At 67.5% G+C, this 15,010-nt stretch carries 14 protein-coding genes; 11 read left to right on the forward strand and 3 right to left on the reverse strand.

Annotation, left to right across the window (positions count from 1 at the left end; all coding sequences use genetic code 11):
- Window position 1: 1 nt before the first annotated feature.
- The 3 genes from GVL12_RS11700 to GVL12_RS11710 form a co-directional block, all read right to left on the reverse strand.
- A complete protein-coding gene (locus tag GVL12_RS11700) occupies window positions 2-1,885 on the reverse strand; it encodes a gamma-glutamyltransferase family protein (protein ID WP_159914066.1) in 1,884 nt (627 codons plus the stop codon).
- Between the two features lie 9 nt (window positions 1,886-1,894).
- Window positions 1,895-3,103, reverse strand: coding sequence for a sodium/glutamate symporter (gene gltS / locus GVL12_RS11705; RefSeq protein WP_159914068.1), 1,209 nt, complete (start codon window positions 3,101-3,103; stop codon window positions 1,895-1,897).
- A gap of 214 nt (window positions 3,104-3,317) precedes the next feature.
- Entirely contained in the window at window positions 3,318-4,292 is a 975-nt protein-coding gene (locus tag GVL12_RS11710) for an NADPH:quinone oxidoreductase family protein (protein ID WP_159914070.1), read from the reverse strand.
- 115 nt (window positions 4,293-4,407) lie between these two features.
- On the opposite strand from GVL12_RS11710, the gene surE reads away from it, so the two are divergent.
- The 11 genes from surE (at window position 4,408) to ispG (ending at window position 15,005) form a co-directional block, all read left to right on the forward strand.
- The gene (surE, locus tag GVL12_RS11715) at window positions 4,408-5,190 is read left to right on the forward strand and encodes a 5'/3'-nucleotidase SurE (protein WP_159914072.1); all 783 of its coding nucleotides are present in this window, start codon (window positions 4,408-4,410) and stop codon (window positions 5,188-5,190) included.
- A complete protein-coding gene (locus GVL12_RS11720) occupies window positions 5,187-5,990 on the forward strand; it encodes a protein-L-isoaspartate(D-aspartate) O-methyltransferase (RefSeq protein WP_159914074.1) in 804 nt (267 codons plus the stop codon). The genes surE and GVL12_RS11720 overlap by 4 nt, the downstream gene beginning before the upstream one ends.
- Window positions 5,991-6,134: 144 nt before the next feature.
- Window positions 6,135-6,872 carry a peptidoglycan DD-metalloendopeptidase family protein gene (locus tag GVL12_RS11725; protein WP_200843695.1) on the forward strand — a complete coding sequence of 246 codons (738 nt, stop codon included), beginning with the start codon at window positions 6,135-6,137 and terminating at the stop codon, window positions 6,870-6,872.
- Between the two features lie 60 nt (window positions 6,873-6,932).
- The gene (locus GVL12_RS11730) at window positions 6,933-7,931 is read left to right on the forward strand and encodes an RluA family pseudouridine synthase (protein WP_159914078.1); all 999 of its coding nucleotides are present in this window, start codon (window positions 6,933-6,935) and stop codon (window positions 7,929-7,931) included.
- Window positions 7,932-8,077: 146 nt separating this feature from the next.
- Window positions 8,078-8,794: an SMC-Scp complex subunit ScpB gene (gene scpB, locus GVL12_RS11735; RefSeq protein WP_159914080.1), complete on the forward strand. Its 717-nt coding sequence runs from the start codon at window positions 8,078-8,080 to the stop codon at window positions 8,792-8,794.
- Window positions 8,795-8,834: 40 nt separating this feature from the next.
- Window positions 8,835-10,181, forward strand: a complete 1,347-nt coding sequence (locus tag GVL12_RS11740) for a pseudouridine synthase (protein WP_159914082.1) — start codon at window positions 8,835-8,837, stop codon at window positions 10,179-10,181.
- Window positions 10,182-10,292: 111 nt separating this feature from the next.
- On the forward strand, window positions 10,293-10,718 hold the full coding sequence (gene ndk / locus GVL12_RS11745; RefSeq protein WP_159914084.1) for a nucleoside-diphosphate kinase: 426 nt from the start codon (window positions 10,293-10,295) through the stop codon (window positions 10,716-10,718).
- Window positions 10,719-10,799: 81 nt separating this feature from the next.
- Complete coding sequence (gene rlmN / locus GVL12_RS11750) at window positions 10,800-11,921, forward strand: 23S rRNA (adenine(2503)-C(2))-methyltransferase RlmN (protein ID WP_159914086.1); 1,122 nt, start codon at window positions 10,800-10,802, stop codon at window positions 11,919-11,921.
- 21 nt (window positions 11,922-11,942) lie between these two features.
- Window positions 11,943-12,773 carry a type IV pilus biogenesis/stability protein PilW gene (pilW, locus tag GVL12_RS11755; RefSeq protein WP_159914088.1) on the forward strand — a complete coding sequence of 277 codons (831 nt, stop codon included), beginning with the start codon at window positions 11,943-11,945 and terminating at the stop codon, window positions 12,771-12,773.
- Between the two features lie 13 nt (window positions 12,774-12,786).
- Window positions 12,787-13,740: a helix-turn-helix domain-containing protein gene (locus GVL12_RS11760; RefSeq protein WP_159914090.1), complete on the forward strand. Its 954-nt coding sequence runs from the start codon at window positions 12,787-12,789 to the stop codon at window positions 13,738-13,740.
- A complete protein-coding gene (gene ispG / locus GVL12_RS11765) occupies window positions 13,737-15,005 on the forward strand; it encodes a flavodoxin-dependent (E)-4-hydroxy-3-methylbut-2-enyl-diphosphate synthase (RefSeq protein WP_200843696.1) in 1,269 nt (422 codons plus the stop codon). Before GVL12_RS11760 ends, ispG begins: the two co-directional genes overlap by 4 nt.
- Window positions 15,006-15,010: the final 5 nt, after the last annotated feature.

Raw genomic sequence — 15,010 nt, forward strand, 5'->3', positions numbered from 1 at the left:
GTCAGTCGCCCATGACGACGCCTTCGCGGCGCGCGTCGGAGCCGCTGAACCACAGCGGCTGGCCGTGCGCGCTGCCGCGCACGATCACCTGCAGGCCGCTGGTCATCTCGATCTGCTGGACGGGGCCGCCGCGCGCCTGCAGCGCCTGCACAGTGGCGGCCGGGAAACGCTGCTGCTCGAGCTGGGTCGGTCCGCTGGTATTGCCGAAGTTCGGCAGGTCTATGGCCTGCTGGGGCATCAGCCCCCAGTGCAGCGTGGCGTAGAGCGCCTTGGCCGTGTAGTGGATGATTTGCGCGCCGCCCGGGCTGCCGGCGCTGGCCAGCAGCTGGCCCGTGGCCTTGTCGAACACCAGTGTGGGCGACATCGACGAGCGTGGGCGCTTGCCGGCCTGCACGCGGTTGGCGATGGGCTCGCCGTTCGCGCCGCGTGGGCTGAAGCTGAAATCGGTCAACTGGTTGTTGAGCAGGAAGCCGCCGTTGCGTGGCTGGGCGCTGCGCGCGCTGGTGTTGACCATGCGGCGGGCGCCGAACTGGGCTTCTATGGTGGTGGTGAGCGCCAGCGCATTGCCGTTGGCGTCGACGATGCTGATGTGGCTGGTGCCGTATTCGGGCTGGTGCGCCATGGGCGCGAACGACACGCGTTCGGGCTGCGGCGCGGGCGTGCCGGCGGTGGCCGTGGGCATGTGGCGCGGGCCTATCAGCTGCGCGCGCCGGGCGAGGTAGTCGGGCGCCAGCAGGCTGCGCCAGCTGCCGGCCGGGGGCTGGACGAAATCCGGGTCGGCGAGATAGAGCGCGCGGTCGGCATAGGCCAGGCGCGCGGCTTCGCTGTAGTAATGCAGCCATTCGGCGCTGGGCAGGCCGTCCTCGCCCAGGGGCAGGCCGTTGGCGGGTGTCTGCCCGAGCATGCCCAGGATCTGGCCTATGGCGATCGCTCCGGAGCTCGGTGGCGGAAAGCCGCAAAGGCGGTAGCTGTGCTGGCTGGCGGGAATCTGCACCCGGTAGTCATGGCACAGCGCCTGGCGCTCGCGCGGCTGGTAGCCGGCAAGATCGGCCAGGCTCAGGCGGCCCGGCGCGCCCGGATGGGTGCGCACGGCGTCGACGATGGCCTGGGCCGTGGGGCCTTCGTGCAGGCCGCGCGAACCCTGGGCGGCGATGCCGCGCAGCACCTCGGCGAGCTCGGGGTTCTTGAGCAGGTGGTCGATGGGCCAGGGCTTGCCCGCGGCGTCGTAGAAGTAGGCGCGTGCCACGGGGTCGCGCGCCAGCAGCTTGTCGTTGCCCAGCAGCGTATGCAGGCGGTGGCTTACGGGGAAGCCGTTCTCGGCCAGGTCGATCGCGGGCTGGAACAATCGGGCCCAGGGCAGCTTGCCGTGCGCGCGGTGGGCCAGCTCGAGCATGCGCACCGCACCCGGCACGCCGACCGAGCGCCCGCTGGCCATGGCGTCGTTGAAGGCCAGCGGCTTGCCGTCGGCCTGCAGGAAAAGCGTCTCATCGACCGCGGCCGGTGCCGTTTCGCGGCCGTCATAGGCCTGCACATTGGCGCCGTTGGCATGCAGCAGGAAAGCGCCGCCGCCTATGCCGCTCGATTGCGGCTCGACCAAGGTCAGCACCATCTGCACCGCAATCGCCGCATCGAGCGCCGAACCGCCCGCGCGCAGCATGTCGTAGCCGGCCTGGGTGGCCAGCGGGTGGCCCGAGGCGACGGCGAAGTCCTGCGTCGCCCAGCCGGGTTTGTCGCTCCAGCCCGAGGCGGCCTCGGGTGCGGCGGCGCTGTCGTGCGCGGGCAGGTGGCCGCAGGCCGACAGCAGCGCGGCAGCGGCCAGGCTGCTCGCCAATGCCGCGCGCTGCCAGAAAATCAATCGGGGGGATTTGGGCGCGTGCGGCAGCATGGATTCACCTCATGGAAGGATTTTGATGAACATCTGAATCATCGCAGCATTCACGATGTCGATGAAAAACGCCCCTACCATCGGCACGATCAAGAATGACTTGTGCGAGGGGCCGTACCGGTTGGTGATGGCCTGCATATTGGCGATGGCCGTGGGCGTCGCGCCCATGCCGAAGCCGCAATGGCCCGCGGCCAGCACGGCGGCGTCGTAGTTTTTTCCCATCACGCGGAAGGTCACGAATACCGCGTACAGCGCCATGGTCAGCGTCTGTGCCAGCAGGATGACCATCAAGGGAGCGGCCAGGCCGCTGAGCTCCCAGAGCTTGAGCGACAGCAGCGCGATGGCCAGATAGATCGACAGCGCGACATTGCCGAACAGGTCGATGGCCCGGTCGAAGACCTGGAAGTTGAACAGGTAGTCGAGCCCGTTGCGCAGGATGACGCCGCCGCCCAGCGCCCAGACAAAGGTCGGCAACTGGAAGAACGTGCCCTGGGAAAAGCCCGTCATGAACTCCGCGAAGCCCAGGCAGGCGGCGAACAGCGCCAGCGTCTCGATCGCGGCGCCGGTGGTGATCAGCCGGATCTTTTCCGGGTTCTCGAAGTTCGCGTCGCTGGCCGTGGACGGCGCGGCGTGCTGGTCAACGCTGGTGAAGCGGTAGCGCGTGACCAGGCCCTTGGCCAGCGGTCCGCCGATCAGTCCGCCGATGACCAGGCCGAAAGTCGCGCAGGCAATGCCCAGCGTGACCGCGCCTTGCACGCCGTGCTCGCTTTCGAGCACCACGCCCCAGGCGCCGGCCGTGCCGTGGCCGCCGACCAGCGTGATCGAACCCGCGATCAGGCCGATCAGCGGGTCCAGCCCCATGGCCGTCGCCAGGCCGACGCCCACGGCGTTCTGCACCACGATGAAGACGCTGATGATGACCAGGAACAGCACCAGGGCCGAGCCGCCTTCGCGCAGCTTGGCGAAGTTGGCGCTCAGGCCGATAGAGGCGAAGAACAGCAGCATGAAGCCGGTCTGCAGGTCGCTGCTGAAAGCGAAGGAATAGCCGGTGAACTGGTGGAGGGTGAAAATCACCGCCGCCGCGAGCAGGCCGCCGGCCACGGGCTCGGGAATATTGAAGTCGCGCAGGAAACGGATTCTGTGGACCAGGTATTTGCCGGCCAGCAGCACCATGGCTGCGCAGATGAGGGTGTAGTAGGTACTGAAATTCAGTTGCATGCGCGTTCGGGGGAGGGGACAGGGAAAGGGAATGCGCAACAGGGGGCCGCTGGCGGCACGCCGGAGCGTGCGCCCTCGGGCGCCAAGGTATGAGGGGCGACGGCCTTGCGTGGCAAGGCGTGCAAGCGCGAAGGGCGCGCAGTCTAGCACTGCTTTTGCGCCCCATTCCAAATCCGACCCCGGCGCGGCCAGGGTCGAAAGCCTCTCCGGGGGCTTATCGGGTGAGCACGAGCTTGCCCATCACGGCGCGCGAGCCCATGCGCGCGTAGGCTGCGTGCAGTTCGGACAGCGGCATGGTGGTGTCGATCACCGGCTTGATCCTGCCTTCGCGGTACCAGTCGAGCAGCTCGGCCATCATCGCGGCATTGGCCTGGGGTTCGCGCCGCTGGAATTCGCCCCAGAAGACGCCGACCAGCGATGCGCCCTTGAGCAGCGCGAGATTCCAGGGCAGGGCCGGGATGGGTCCGGCCGCGAAGCCGACGACGAGATAGCGGCCGCGCCAGGCGATGGAGCGGAACGCGGGCTCGGCCAGGTCGCCGCCCACCGGGTCGTAGACCACGTCCGGGCCCTTGCCGCCGGTCGCGGCCTTGAGCGCCTCGCGCAGGTCGGTCGTGCTGTAGTTGATGGTCGCGTCGGCGCCCAGCGTGGTGCACAGCGCGCATTTCTCGTCGCTCGAGGCCGCGGCGATGACGCGCGCGCCCGCGGCCTTGGCGATCTGTATCGCGGCCGTGCCCACGCCGCCGGCCGCGCCCAGCACCAGCACGGTCTCGCCGGCGCGCAGCTGCGCGCGGTCGATCAGCGCATGGTGGGAGGTGGCGTAGGTCATGATGAAGGCCGCCGCGTCGACCAGCGGGAAATCGCCGGGCAGCGGCAGGCAGGCAGCGGCCGGCGCAATCACATGGCTGCCGAAGCCGCCCGTGCCCGTGAGGCAGGCAACGCTCTGCCCCACGGCCAGGTGCTCGACGCCCGCACCCACGGCGCGCACCACGCCCGCGTACTCCGAGCCGGGCACGAAGGGCAGCGGCGGCTTGATCTGGTATTTGTTCTGCACGATCAGGATGTCGGGGAAGTTCAGGCTCGCGGCCTTGATTTCTATCAGCACTTCACCGGCCTGGGGCGCCGGCGTCGGCAGCTCCGTCCATTGCAGGGAATCGACGCCCGTGGGCGTGGTACACAGCCAAGCATGCATGCAGGTCTCCTGTCGTTTTGTTGCGTGAATGATAGAAGCGAGTGCCTGCCGTGGCTTGTCCCTGTGGCGACGGGTCGGCGGGCGCCTACAATCCGCTTCATTGTGTCGAGAACCCATGAAAATCCTCATTTCCAACGATGACGGTTATCAAGCGCCCGGTCTGGTGGCGCTTTATGAATCGCTGAAGACCATTGCCGATGTGGAGGTGGTCGCTCCTGAGCACAACAACAGTGCCAAATCCAATGCCCTGACGCTGCACTCGCCTTTGTACGTGCACCAGGCCCCCAACGGCTTTCGCTATGTCAATGGCACGCCGGCTGACTGCGTGCACATCGCGCTGACCGGCCTGCTCGGCTACCGCCCGGACCTGGTGGTGTCGGGAATCAACAACGGCGCCAACATGGGCGACGACACGATTTATTCGGGCACCGTGGGCGCGGCCATGGAAGGCTATCTGTTCGGCGTGCCCGCCATCGCGTTTTCACAGGTTGACAAAGGCTGGACCGAGATCGAAGCTGCTGCCAGCAAGGCGCGCGAAATCGTGCAGCAGATGCAGGCACAGCAGCTCGTGGGCGAGGCGCCCTGGCTGCTCAATGTCAACATCCCCAACATGCCGCTGGCGGCAATGCGCTCGCTCAAGCTGTGCCGGCTCGGGCGCAGGCACGCGGCCGAGCGGGTCATCACCCAGGAAAGTCCTCGAGGAGAAGTCATGTACTGGATTGGCAGCGCAGGCGCGGCAAAGGACGACGCCGACGGCACGGATTTCCATGCGACGGCGCAGGGCCATGTGGCCATGACGCCGCTCAAGGTCGATCTGACCGACCATGACAATCTGCGCTACTGGGCACAGACCGCGGCGCGCATGCGCGAGCCGGTCGAGAAGGCGCCGGCGCCGTGACGCAGCGTCGCCCCGGTTTCCCCAACTGGATTGCCTCGTCGGCCAGTCCTTCGGCCAGTGCCGCCAAGCCCGGCAGCAAAACCGGCGCCAAGCCCGGTGTCGGGCCGGTCGCGCGCGCACCCCAGCCCATGCCCACGCCGCTGGGCGTGGGCCTCGATTCGATCGCGGTGCGCAGCCGCATGGTGCAGCGCCTGGCGCAGGGCGGCGTGAGCTCGCAGCCGGTGCTGCAGGCCATGTCCAGCGTCGAGCGCCACCATTTCGTCGACAGCGCGCTGGTCAACCAGGCCTATGAGGACACGAGCCTGCCTATCGGCCTGGGCCAGACGATTTCCAAGCCCAGCGTCGTGGCGCGCATGACCGCGCTGCTGCTGGGCGCCGAATGCGCGCGCGCCGGCCTGGGCCGGGTGCTCGAGATCGGCACCGGCTGCGGCTACCAGGCGGCGGTGCTCGGTCGCGTCGCACAGGAGGTCTATTCCATCGAGCGCCTGCGCGGCCTGCACGAGAAAGCCCGTACAAACCTGCGCCCGCTGCGGCTCGCGCATGTGCATCTGCTGTTTGGCGACGGTATGCTTGGCTATGCCCAGGGTGCGCCCTATGCGGGAATTCTCGCGGCCGCGGGTGGCGACGCCATTCCCGATGCCTGGTGCGAGCAACTGGCCGTTGGCGGCCGGCTGGTCGCGCCCATGGGCAACGGCGCCGGCGGGCAGAGTTTGCTGGTCATTGACAAGACGCCCTATGGGCTCAAAAGGACGGTTCTCGAGGCAGTGAACTTTGTCCCTTTAAAATCTGGTATTGCCTAAAAGGGATTGCTTATGTTGGTATCGCGAAGTCTTGGGGCTTGGGGATCTGTGCTGCTGGCGGGGTTTGTGCTCGCCGGCTGTGGTTCGCAAGTGAACAGGGCTCCAGTGGAAGATCGGGGCACGGCTGCCTCGTCAGGGGGCTCGATGTCGTCGTCAGCTGCGCCCAAGCCCTTGCCGGGCGCAGAGAATGCGGGCAAGCCCGGGTATTACACCGTCCGTCCCGGGGACACGCTGATCCGCATCGGATTGGAAACCGGCCAGAGCTGGAAGGACATTTCCCGCTGGAGCAATCTTGAAAACCCCAACCTGATCGAGGTCGGGCAGGTGCTGCGCGTGGTGCCACCTGCTTCGTCGTCGACGGGCATGACCCAGTCGGCCCAGAGCGACTCCGGCAGCGGCCGTTCGGTCGCGCCTGTCGTGGTTGCCGGTGGCGACACCGCTGCCCCGGCGACGGCCACGCCCGCTCCCGCCACGCCGACCCGGCCTGCGGCTTCGGCGCAAACCGGCTCCGATGATGATCTGGGCTTCATCTGGCCCGCATCGGGCAGCCTGATCGCGGGCTTCGACGAAGTGCGCAACAAGGGCTACGACATCGCCGGCAAGGCCGGTGATCCGGTGCTCGCCGCGGCCGACGGTCGCGTGGTCTATGCGGGCGCAGGCCTGCGCGGCTACGGCAATCTGGTCATTCTCAAGCACAACAACACCTACCTGACGGCCTACGCGCACAACCAGACCTTGCTCGTCAAGGAAGACCAGAGCGTGCGCAAGGGCCAGAAGATCGCCGAAATGGGCAGCACCGATGCCGATCGCGTGAAGCTGCACTTCGAAGTGCGTCGCCAGGGCAAGCCTGTCGATCCGTCGCGCTACCTGCCTGCCCGTTAATGCGCTGCGCGCAGCGGCCGCCCTCCGCGGGCGGCGCTGTGCCGCGCTGTCCCTTACATCATGAACTCTCCATCTCTCGAGCCGGATCCGTCTCTCGGTGAGGAGTCTGGCGCGCTGGAGGAAGAAGTTCTCGAGACGCGCCAGGCCCCGGTCAGCCTGGCCCAGCACGGCATACGCCTGGACAAGGCGCTGTGCGCGCTGGTCCCCGAATTTTCCCGCAGCTACCTGCAGCAACTGCTGGCGCTGGGCGCGGTCCAGGTCAACCAGCGCGTGGCCGAGAAGGCCGCGCTCAAGGTCAAGGCCGGCGACCAGTTGCTGGTCGAAATGCGCCCCACGCTGCAAAGCCAGGCCTTCCAGCCCGAAGATCTGCCCATCGACGTCGTCTATGAGGACGCGCATCTGCTGGTCGTCAACAAGGCCCCGGGCATGGTCGTGCATCCGGCACCCGGCAACTGGAGCGGCACCCTGCTCAATGCGCTGCTGGCGCGCGATCCGCGTGCCGCCGTCGTGCCGCGCGCGGGCATCGTCCACCGGCTGGACAAGGACACCAGCGGCCTGATGGTGGTCGCGCGCGACCGCCTGACCATGGATGCGCTGGTGGCGTTGATCGCCGAGCGCAACGTGAGCCGCCAGTATCTCGCGCTGGCGCACAAGCCCTGGCTGGGCGCGAAGACCTGCACGGTGAACCGCGCCATAGGCCGCGATCCGCGCAACCGCCTGAAAATGGCCGTGGTCGATCTGGGGCTGCACGCGGGCAAGACCGCGCAGACCGATTTCGCGCTGCGCGCGGGCTGCACCGAAGGCGCGCTGGTGCACTGCACGCTGCACACCGGCCGCACCCACCAGATCCGCGTGCACATGGCATCCATCGGCCACCCGCTGGTCGCCGATAGCACCTATGGCGGCCATGCGGCCGCGGGCATGCAGCGCCAGGCACTGCATGCGTTCCGCCTGGCCTTCGTCCACCCCATGACCGGCGAGCCGCTGGAGTTCCGCGCGCCGCTGCCGGCCGACATGCGGGCGGCCTGCGATTCCTGGGGCTTAGCGCACGGCGACTGAGCGTTTGGCGCGGCCTGGGCTACAATCCGCCCCAGGTTCCGGTGTGCGCCGCGAGAGCGCCACGCCCGGATCACGCTGACGCAACTGCGTTTTCGCCTATCCCCGAAGCCCCGCCACCGGGGCGCGTTACCCCGAGTCGCTGCACGATGAATACGGTCGATGCCAAACGGGTTCTGGAAACTGCTCTGATATGCGCGCCTTTACCGGTCTCCGTGCGAGACCTGCGGGCGCTGTTTGACGATGCACTTGGAACCGACACTGTCAAAGGCCTGCTGCTGGAGCTGCGGGACGACTGGGCGCTGCGGGGCGTGGAGCTGGTGCAGGTCGCCTCTGGATGGCGTTTCCAAAGCCGTCCGGAGATGCGTGTCTATCTCGATCGCCTGCATCCGGAGAAACCGCCACGCTATACGCGTGCGGCCCTCGAGACGCTGGCGATCATTGCCTACAAGCAGCCGGTCACGCGCGGCGACATCGAGGATATCCGCGGCGTCACCGTGAACAGCCTGCTGATCAAGCAGTTCGAGGACCGCGGCTGGGTCGAGGTCATAGGCCATCGCGAGACCGTAGGTCGGCCCGCGCTGCTGGCGACCACGCGGCAGTTTCTGGACGACCTGGGATTGCAGTCCCTGGACCAGTTGCCCGCGATGCAGGCAGGTGTGCCGCAGCCAGACCTTTTCAAGGCGCTGGATGAGCCGGCCAGCAACGATGCAGCGGCGGGCGAAGAGGGCACAGCGCCCGCAGCCGGGCCCGAAACGGCGGTGGTGACGGCAGAGGAATTGGACGGCGGTGGCGCGCCGCAGACGGCCGCGGTGCAGGACACCACGGGCCTCGATGGGCAGGCTTCGCTTTTGCCCCAGGTTTGAATGAACAGGGTCTCGCAGTGATGCGACACAGGAAAAAATGATGAATGATTCGACGGCGGATAAAGACGGCAACCCCAACCCGGTGCCTGCAGTGCCCGATGCAGACGAGCCAGCGCGCCCTGCAGCACGCCAGCGCCCCCAGCCACGCCCACGGCCCCAGCCACGCCCACGGCCCCAGCAGGTCAAGGGCGCGTTCGGCAAGGGCCCGCGCCGCGCGACCGCGGTTGCGCCTGTCGCGCCAGCCGCACCCGCGGCCGCGCCGCTGGACGGTTTTGACTTTGCCGACGTGGTTGCCGGCGAACTCGACGCCCAGGAGCAGATCGAGGACGCCGCGCTGCCCAAGCGCGTGCTCACGCCCCAGGCCGAGTCGCCCAAGCTGCACAAGGTGCTGGCCCAGGCCGGCATGGGTTCGCGCCTCGAAATGGAAAAGCTGATCCTCGAAGGCAAGATTTCGGTCAACAAGGAACTGGCCCACGTGGGCCAGCGCGTGCAGTACGGCGACCAGATCACGGTCAACGGCAAGCCGATCCGCTTTCGCATCGAAGCGCCTGAAGCGCGCGTGCTCGCCTACCACAAGCCCGCGGGCGAAGTCGTGAGCCACGACGACCCGCAGAACCGCCCGACGGTGTTTCGCCGCCTGCCGCGCCTGCACCAGGGAAAGTGGCAGTCCATCGGTCGTCTCGACCTGAACACCGAAGGCCTGCTGCTGTTCACCAATTCGGGTGACCTGGCCAACAACCTGATGCACCCGCGCTTCGGCCTGGAGCGCGAGTACGCGGTGCGCGTGCTCGGCGCGCTCAACAAGGAAGAAAAGCAGCGGCTGCTCGACGGCGTCAAGCTCGAGGACGGCGAAGCCTCGTTCGGCTCCATCGAAGACGGCGGCGGCGAAGGCGCGAACTGCTGGTACCGCGTGACGATTTCCGAAGGCCGCAACCGCGAAGTGCGGCGTATGTTCGAGGCCGTGGGCCATGCCGTGAGCCGCCTGATCCGCATCCGCTACGGCGCGATGCTGCTGCCGCGCGGTCTCAAGCGCGGCGCGTTCATGGAACTCGACGAGAAGGACATCCAGGCGCTGCGCCAGGCGGCCCGCATTCCGGCCGAGACGCCGGAAGGCGAAGACGCAGAGCGCGCGCCGCGCGGCGCGGGGCGTCCGGCCAACCCCCGGGGTACGGGGGGGGGCGGCCGTGCGCCGGCTCCGGCGCGCAAGGGCGGTGGCATTTTTGCCGCCCGCACCGCGGCGCCTCGCCCGGGCCGCAAGCCCACGCAGGCGAGCGAGGTGCAGGCCGATCCGCTGAAGACGGAACCCGGCTTCATCGGCCAGGACAGCCTGTCGCGCGCCCGCAAGGAAGCCAAGCGCGCCACGGCCCAGCGGCGCGGTCGCCGCTGAGCGGGAGCGCCGACAGTCTCCGGTGGAGAGTCAGGTGTATGTCCGAGATCGCTAGAATAAGAGGTTTTGTTGTAATCGACAAAAATCTTTAAAACCTTCAAGGAAAACCAAATGACTATCGAACGCACTCTCTCCATCATCAAGCCCGACGCCGTTGCCAAGAACGTGATCGGCCAAATCTACGCCCGCTTCGAAGCCGCTGGCCTGAAGGTCGTGGCCGCCCGCATGATGCACCTGTCGCGCCTGGAAGCTGAACAGTTCTACGCTGTGCACGCCGCACGTCCTTTCTTCAAGGACCTGGTCGACTTCATGATCTCCGGCCCCGTGATGGTCACGGCCCTGGAAGGCGAAAACGCGATTCTGACGAACCGCGAACTGATGGGCGCTACGGACCCGAAAAAGGCGGAAGCCGGCACGATCCGCGCCGACTTCGCCGACAGCATCGATGCCAACGCAGTGCACGGCTCGGATGCTGCCGAAACCGCGGCAGTGGAAGTTGCTTTCTTCTTCCCCGGCCTGAACATCTACTCGCGTTGATCGCGTGGACGCTGCGCAGCGAAAGGCCTTCGGGTCTTTTGTTGCCAGCGCCTTGCGGCCGGCGTGGACCCGCATGCCGATATGACTACCAACCTACTTGAATTTGATCTCGACGGACTGTGCGCCTATTGCGAACAGCTCGGGGAGAAGCGTTTCAGGGCGACGCAGCTGTTTCGCTGGATACACCAGCGCGGTGCGAGCGACTTTGAACAAATGAGCGATCTCGCCAAGTCCCTGCGCGAGAAGCTCAAGGCGCGTGCCCATGTCACGGCGCTGCCGGTCATCACCGAGCATGTGTCCCAGGACGGCACCGTCAAATGGCTGTTTGACGTGGGCGATGGCAATGCGGTCGAAGCCGTGTTCATCCCCGAGGACGACCGTGGCACGCTGTGCATCTCGTCCCAGGCCGGTTGCGCCGTGGGCTGCCGTTTCTGCTCCACGGGCCACCAGGGCTTCAGCCGCAACCTGACCACGGGCGAGATCCTCGCCCAGCTGTGGTTCGCCGAGCATGCGCTGCGCAAGCGCCTGGGTGTGAGCGAGCGCGTGATCTCCAACGTGGTGATGATGGGCATGGGCGAGCCGCTGCAAAACTATTCGGCCCTCGTGCCCGCGCTGCGCGTGATGCTCGACGACCATGGCTACGGCATGTCGCGTCGGCGCGTGACCGTCTCGACTTCGGGCGTCGTGCCTATGATGGACCGCCTGGGGCTCGACTGCCCCGTGGCCCTGGCCGTCTCGCTGCACGCGCCCATCGACGTGCTGCGCGACGATCTCGTGCCGCTGAACCGCAAATACCCGATCAGCGAACTGATGCAGGCCTGCCAGCGCTACCTCGAGCACGCGCCGCGCGACTTCATCACCTTCGAATACTGCATGCTCGACGGCGTCAACGACCAGCCCCAGCATGCCCAGCAGCTTGTCGACCTGGTGCGCAGCCATGGCAACGGACGCCCATGGTGCAAGCTCAACCTGATTCCGTTCAACCCTTTCCCTGCCTCGGGCCTGCTGCGCTCGCCCTCGGCCCAGGTGACCGAGTTCGCGCGCATCCTGAGCCAGGCGGGCATAGTGACCACCGTGCGCAAGACGCGCGGTGACGACATCGACGCGGCCTGTGGCCAACTCGCCGGCGACGTCAAGGACCGCACGCGCGCCGCGGAGCGCATGGCAAAACGTCGCACAATCACGATTACTCCTTCGCCCTGAAGGAGCCACAAGGCGTACTGCATGAATCCTGGAAAAATCGGACGGCAAGGAAGTTCATACTGGGGCTGGGGGCTCGCAGCCTGTCTGGGCCTGGTGCTGCTCACCGGCTGTGCGGGCGGCCCGCGCGGCGGCCAAGGCGGCGCGCATGCCGACTTCGTCACGCCTTCCGATGAATCCGAAACCCGCCGCCGTGCACGCATACGCATGGAGCTGGCGGCGAGTTATTTCCAGCTCGGCAGGACCGAAGTCGCGCTGGACGAAATCAAGCAGTCGCTGGCAACCGATCCCAGCTATGCCGAAGCCCACCAGCTGCGCGGCCTGATCTACATGCAGCTCGGCGATGCCGTGCTGGCCGAGGACGGCTTTCGCCGGGCGCTGACGCTTGCGCCGCGCGATGCGAACGTGCTGCACAACTATGGCTGGCTGCTGTGCCAGCAAAAGCGCTATGCCGAAGCCGACCGGCTGTTCGACGATGCGCTCGAGCAACCGCGCTACCAGGCCAAGGCCAAGACCTGGATGGCCAAGGGGCTGTGCCTGCACAGCGCGGGCCAGCTCAAGGCGTCCGAGGAGGCTCTGTTCAAGGCCTATGAAATGGACGCGGGCAATCCGGTTGTCGCCTACAACCTGGCCAACGTGCTGTATGTTCAGGGAGATGTGACGCGTGCCCGGTTCTATATCCGCCGGCTGAACAACAGCGAGCAGGCCAATGCCGAGTCGCTGTGGCTGGGCATCAAGGTGGAGCGTGCGCAGGGGGACCAGCTGGCGATGGCGCAGCTGGCCGGCCCGCTGGGCAGGCGTTATCCGGAATCGCGCGAGTGGTTGGCCTATCAACGGGGTGCATTCAATGAGTGAGAGAGAGTTGCAGATGTCCGGTGTTTTGGAGACGCAACAGGGCGAGGCGGCAGCGCGGGTGAGCGCGGGCCAGCAGCTGCGCCGCGCGCGCGAAGCCGCGGGGCTGCATGTGGCGGCGCTCGCGGGCGCGCTCAAGGTGCCCGTGCACAAGCTCGAGGCCCTCGAGGCCGACGATTACGCGGCCTTCCCCGATACCGTGTTCATGCGGGCCCTGGCTTCGAGCATCTGCCGCAGCCTGGGCCTGGATGCGCAGCCGGTGCTCGACCAGTTGCCCCGCAGCGCGCCCAAGGGCTTCGACGCGCAGCGCACGCATTTGAACGCACCGATCAAGGAGCGCGCGGGCAAGAGCGGTGGCGGCATGGCGGCCAGCAACAGCGGGGTGTCGCGCAAGGCCATAGGCGCGGTGGTCGTGCTGCTGATCGGTGCCGCGGCCGTCTATTTCCTGCCCAGCGGCTTTCTCGACCGCGACGACAGCGGCGAAAGCACGCCGGCCATGCTGAGCCAGCCGGCGGATATGGGGGCGACCGATGCCGCGGCAGCCGCTGCCGCCGCTGTCGGCATGCCCGCGCCCGATACGCCTGCCGCAGCAGCGCTGCCGGCCGAACCCGCAGACATGCCGGCTGCTGCGGCTGCTCCCGCGGCCGAAACGCCAGCGCCCGCAGCCGAGGCCGCGGGCACGCCTGCGGCAGTCGCGTCCGCGCCATCGGCGCCGGTCGCGTCGCCGGGGCAGGCGATGCTGGTGTTCGGCGCCACGGCGCCCTCCTGGATCCAGGTCAAGGACACGCGCGGCACGGTGGTGCTGCAGAAGAATCTGACTGCCGGCGAGTCGGCGCAGGTCGCCGCGGCCCTGCCGGTGCAGGTGGTCGTCGGCCGTGTCGACGTGACCACGCTGCAGGTGCAGGGCCAGGCCTTCGACCTCGCGGCGGTGTCCCGCGACAACGTAGCACGGTTTGAGGTGAAACAGTGAACAGCAAAGAACAGGTGGCGATCCTGATGTCCGCGCCCGCCGCGCGGCGCTCGCGCCAGGCCCGCGTGGTCTGGGGGGACCGCGTCGTGACGGTCGGTGGCGATGCGCCGGTGCGCATCCAGTCGATGACCAATACCGACACGGTCGACGCGATCGAAACCGCGATCCAGGTCCGTGAACTGGCCCAGGCCGGCTCGGAGATGGTGCGCATCACCGTGAACACGCCCGAGGCGGCCGCGGCCGTGCCCTATATCCGCGAGCAGCTCGACCGCATGGGCGAGAACGTGCCGCTGGTCGGCGACTTCCACTACAACGGCCACCGCCTGCTGACCGACTACCCGGAATGCGCGAAGGCGCTGTCCAAGTACCGCATCAACCCCGGCAACGTCGGCAAGGGCGACAAGCGCGACAAGCAGTTCGGTCAGATGATCGAGGCCGCGGCGCGCTATGACAAGGCGGTGCGCATAGGCGTCAACTGGGGCAGCCTCGACCAGGAGCTGCTCGCCAGCCTGATGGACGAGAACAGCCGCCGCGCCCAGCCCTGGGACCCGCGCCAGGTGATGTACGAAGCGCTGATCACCTCGGCCATCGACTCGGCGCGCCTGGCCGAAAGCATGGGCCTCGCCGGCGACCAGGTGATTCTGTCGTGCAAGGTCAGCGGTGTGCAGGACCTGATCTCGGTCTACCGCGAACTCTCGCAGCGCTGCAACTACGCGCTGCACCTGGGCCTGACCGAAGCCGGCATGGGCACCAAGGGCACGGTGGCCTCGGCGGCCGCGCTGTCGGTACTGCTGCAAGAAGGCATTGGCGATACCATTCGCGTGTCGCTCACGCCCCAGCCGGGCGAAGCGCGCACCCAGGAAGTGGTGGTCGCCGCGGAAATCCTGCAGTCCTTGGGGCTGCGCATGTTCGTGCCCAGCGTCACGGCCTGCCCGGGGTGCGGGCGCACCACCAGCACCACGTTCCAGGAACTGGCCAAGCGCATCGATGACCATCTGCGCGCGCAGATGCCGGTCTGGCGCCTGAGCTATCCGGGCGTCGAAGCCATGCGCGTGGCCGTCATGGGTTGCATCGTCAACGGTCCGGGCGAAAGCAAGCACGCCGACATCGGCATCAGCCTGCCGGGCAACGGCGAGGCACCGGCCGCGCCGGTGTTCATCGATGGCGAAAAGGCCTTGACACTGCGCGGTGACAACATCGCCGAGGAATTCCACGCGCTGGTCGACAACTACGTACGCCGCCGCTACGGCGCCCCATCGCCGTAGCCAGG

The organism is Pantoea sp. 18069, assembly GCF_902706035.1.
Lineage (GTDB): Bacteria > Pseudomonadota > Gammaproteobacteria > Burkholderiales > Burkholderiaceae_C > Comamonas.

What these genes read in the sequence shown, in the direction of transcription:
- GVL12_RS11700 (WP_159914066.1), bottom strand. Translation starts at nt 1,885, where the DNA reads ATGCTGCCGCACGCGCCCAAATCCCCCCGATTGATTTTCTGGCAGCGC.
- gltS (WP_159914068.1), bottom strand. Translation starts at nt 3,103, where the DNA reads ATGCAACTGAATTTCAGTACCTACTACACCCTCATCTGCGCAGCCATG.
- GVL12_RS11710 (WP_159914070.1), bottom strand. Translation starts at nt 4,292, where the DNA reads ATGCATGCTTGGCTGTGTACCACGCCCACGGGCGTCGATTCCCTGCAA.
- surE (WP_159914072.1), top strand. Translation starts at nt 4,408, where the DNA reads ATGAAAATCCTCATTTCCAACGATGACGGTTATCAAGCGCCCGGTCTG.
- GVL12_RS11725 (WP_200843695.1), top strand. Translation starts at nt 6,135, where the DNA reads ATGTCGTCGTCAGCTGCGCCCAAGCCCTTGCCGGGCGCAGAGAATGCG.
- GVL12_RS11730 (WP_159914078.1), top strand. Translation starts at nt 6,933, where the DNA reads ATGAACTCTCCATCTCTCGAGCCGGATCCGTCTCTCGGTGAGGAGTCT.
- scpB (WP_159914080.1), top strand. Translation starts at nt 8,078, where the DNA reads ATGAATACGGTCGATGCCAAACGGGTTCTGGAAACTGCTCTGATATGC.
- GVL12_RS11740 (WP_159914082.1), top strand. Translation starts at nt 8,835, where the DNA reads ATGAATGATTCGACGGCGGATAAAGACGGCAACCCCAACCCGGTGCCT.
- ndk (WP_159914084.1), top strand. Translation starts at nt 10,293, where the DNA reads ATGACTATCGAACGCACTCTCTCCATCATCAAGCCCGACGCCGTTGCC.
- rlmN (WP_159914086.1), top strand. Translation starts at nt 10,800, where the DNA reads ATGACTACCAACCTACTTGAATTTGATCTCGACGGACTGTGCGCCTAT.
- pilW (WP_159914088.1), top strand. Translation starts at nt 11,943, where the DNA reads ATGAATCCTGGAAAAATCGGACGGCAAGGAAGTTCATACTGGGGCTGG.
- GVL12_RS11760 (WP_159914090.1), top strand. Translation starts at nt 12,787, where the DNA reads ATGTCCGGTGTTTTGGAGACGCAACAGGGCGAGGCGGCAGCGCGGGTG.